Annotated in this window: 3 protein-coding genes; all 3 read right to left on the bottom strand. The window is 49.9% G+C overall.

Annotated features, from left to right (window positions below; all coding sequences use genetic code 11):
• Nucleotides 1-177: 177 nt before the first annotated feature.
• Nucleotides 178-1,089: a ketose-bisphosphate aldolase gene (locus lacNas_RS06860; protein WP_201330411.1), complete on the bottom strand. Its 912-nt coding sequence runs from the start codon at nt 1,087-1,089 to the stop codon at nt 178-180.
• Between the two features lie 126 nt (nt 1,090-1,215).
• Nucleotides 1,216-1,920 carry a L,D-transpeptidase gene (locus lacNas_RS06855; RefSeq protein ID WP_201330410.1) on the bottom strand — a complete coding sequence of 235 codons (705 nt, stop codon included), beginning with the start codon at nt 1,918-1,920 and terminating at the stop codon, nt 1,216-1,218.
• A 172-nt stretch (nt 1,921-2,092) separates the two neighbouring features.
• A partial coding sequence (locus tag lacNas_RS06850; RefSeq protein ID WP_201346720.1) for a sortase occupies nt 2,093-2,354 on the bottom strand: 262 nt, incomplete at its 5' end.

The following is a 2,354-nucleotide window of genomic DNA, read 5'->3' as shown; positions in this document are numbered from 1 at the left end:
GGATGCGGCAGCGAAGACCTGGCCTTGACCGGCTGGCGGCTGTCTTTTGTCAAGCCGTACAGCTTTGAAAAGGTGACGGTCCAGCTGCCGGAAAAGCAGCAGATATAAAAGGAAAAGAAAAAGGTTCTGTGCCAGCAAATGCTAGCATAGAACCTTTTTTAACAAGGAAGAATCTGATTATTCTTCGTTAAGTGAGCTTCTGTCGAATGAAGCGTCAGCAGTCTTGGCATCGATAGCAGGGGTGCCCATCCAGCTGATCATTTCCTTCATTGAGTCAGTGATGGCTTCAGTACCTGGCAAAAGCAGCTTACGTGGGTCGTAACCCTTCTTGCTCTTGTCTTGGTCCTTGCCTTCTTCGATGTACTTGCGAGTAGCTTCTTGGAATGCAAGTTGGAATTCAGTGTTGATGTTGATCTTTGAGATACCCAAAGAAATTGCCTTTTCGATTTGGTCTTGAGGAATACCTGAACCACCGTGCAATACAAGTGGAGTTTCTGGAACAGCATCAGCGATTTCCTTAAGACGGTCGAAGTTCAAGCCACTCCAGCCTTCTGGGTAAACACCGTGGATGTTACCGATACCGCAGGCAAGCTTGTCAACACCAGCAGCTACGAAGGCCTTGGCGTCTTCTACTGAAGCAAGTTCGCCGGCACCTTGGTTTTCACCGATCTTGCCGATTTCAGCTTCAACTGAAATGCCGCGTTCGTGAGCCAGCTTGATGATTTCCTTGGTCTTAGCCAAGTTTTCTTCAGTTGGCAATGCGTGACCGTCGAACATAACGCTTGAGTAACCAAGCTTGATACATTCAACAGCTGAGTCGTAGTCACCGTGGTCCAAGTTCAAGATAACTGGAACTGAGATGTTCATTGAGTCCATTGAGTCTTCTACCAAGTCCTTAACGAGCTTGTAGCCACCCATGTACTTAGCAGCACCAGTTGAAACTTGAATCAACAATGGAGTTCTGGTTTCTTCAGCACCACGAAGAAGAGCGCGGGTCCATTCCAAGTTGTTAGTGTTGTAGGCACCAACAGCGTAGTGTTCCTTACGAGCCTTCTTAAAAATGTCATTACCGTTAACGAAATAAGCCATAAAAATACCTCCTAAGCTTCTTACAGCTCTATTGTACCCAATAATGAATAATTGAGCAAACAAATTCTCGTCTGTAAGCGCTTTATACCAAAAATATTTGTGTTCGCTTTCCTTATGCGAATTTCACTAGCGCATTTTGAGGACAACCTTGCTGCCAACCGGCAGGCCGCCGTTCATTCTCTGCTCATAGATCCACTTGGCATCGCTGACCGACAAACGCACGCAGCCGTGGCTGTCGGGCTTTTTGCCCAAGGTGGTCAAGTGAGCGCCGCCCTTGTAGCCGTAATAATACCGGCCGACCTTGACCCCGGAAGCGAAGTTGTTGATCGGCACTGAGTGAAACAGGTAAACACCATGCTGGTGGTAGGAAACGTAGTAGCGGGCGCCGACGCCGTTATTGTTGTAAAAGACCTCCCCAGCCTCCTGCTGGATGCGGTAGTTGCCTACCGGCGTCAGGCTGGTGCCCTTCTTGGTAATGGCCCCGGCTGAAGCGTACATGGTATAGAGCACTTTCTTGCCGGACATGACGTAGGCCCGGGAGCCGAGAATCGACACGCGGATCCAGACGTTCTTGTACTTGCGCAGATCCGGATACTTGCGCTGGGTCTCACTGGCATACAAGTAGTAGCGGCCGGTCATGGGCCGCATGTCGCTTGGGTCGGCATAGGGCCTGGTTTTCTCTTTTTTGGCCACCTGTTCCTTCTTAGGCGGCCGGCTGCGTTCACCGCTCTTGCCCCCGGCCTCCGGCAACGGCTCAAAGACAGGAATGATCATCAAGCAGGCGATGATAGCGATCAGCAGCATCCCGATTCGTTTATGGGCCTTGTTCATTAACACTCTCTTTTCCTAATTCATTTTCTTCCTTGATCAAAGGCGGCAAAGCGATTTCACAAAGCAGTTAAGATTATTATCTTACAAACTGCTGGAAAAACATAGCCAAACCACTTCAGTTTGACCGATTTTTAACAAAAAAGCAATCCCCTGAGGGATTGCGTAAACACTCTTATTTGATTTCAAGCAACTGGCATCTGACCGTAAACCGGGCCCGGCCGTCATAAGTACAAGTAAACAGGCTCAAATCGTACTTGCTCTTGACCATCTTGCGGATCGCCGTCGACTGGAGCACTTCCAGCTTCCGGACCCGGTAGACGTAGCGCTGGCAGCTGGCAGCCTCAAAATAAAGCTTGTCGCCGACTTTCAGCCGGTCCAGGGGGCCAAAGTGATTCTGGAAGTTGTGCCCGGCCACGACCCAGTCGCGGCCGGCA

It is taken from the genome of Lactobacillus nasalidis (genome assembly GCF_016587775.1).
GTDB classification, from domain to species: domain Bacteria; phylum Bacillota; class Bacilli; order Lactobacillales; family Lactobacillaceae; genus Lactobacillus; species Lactobacillus nasalidis.
Note: the sequence above shows the minus strand (reverse complement) of the source record. Positions and strands in the feature narration are given on the sequence as shown.

Coding starts and splice junctions, on each gene's coding strand:
- lacNas_RS06860 (WP_201330411.1), bottom strand. CDS start 1,089: ATGGCTTATTTCGTTAACGGTAATGACATTTTTAAGAAGGCTCGTAAG.
- lacNas_RS06855 (WP_201330410.1), bottom strand. CDS start 1,920: ATGAACAAGGCCCATAAACGAATCGGGATGCTGCTGATCGCTATCATC.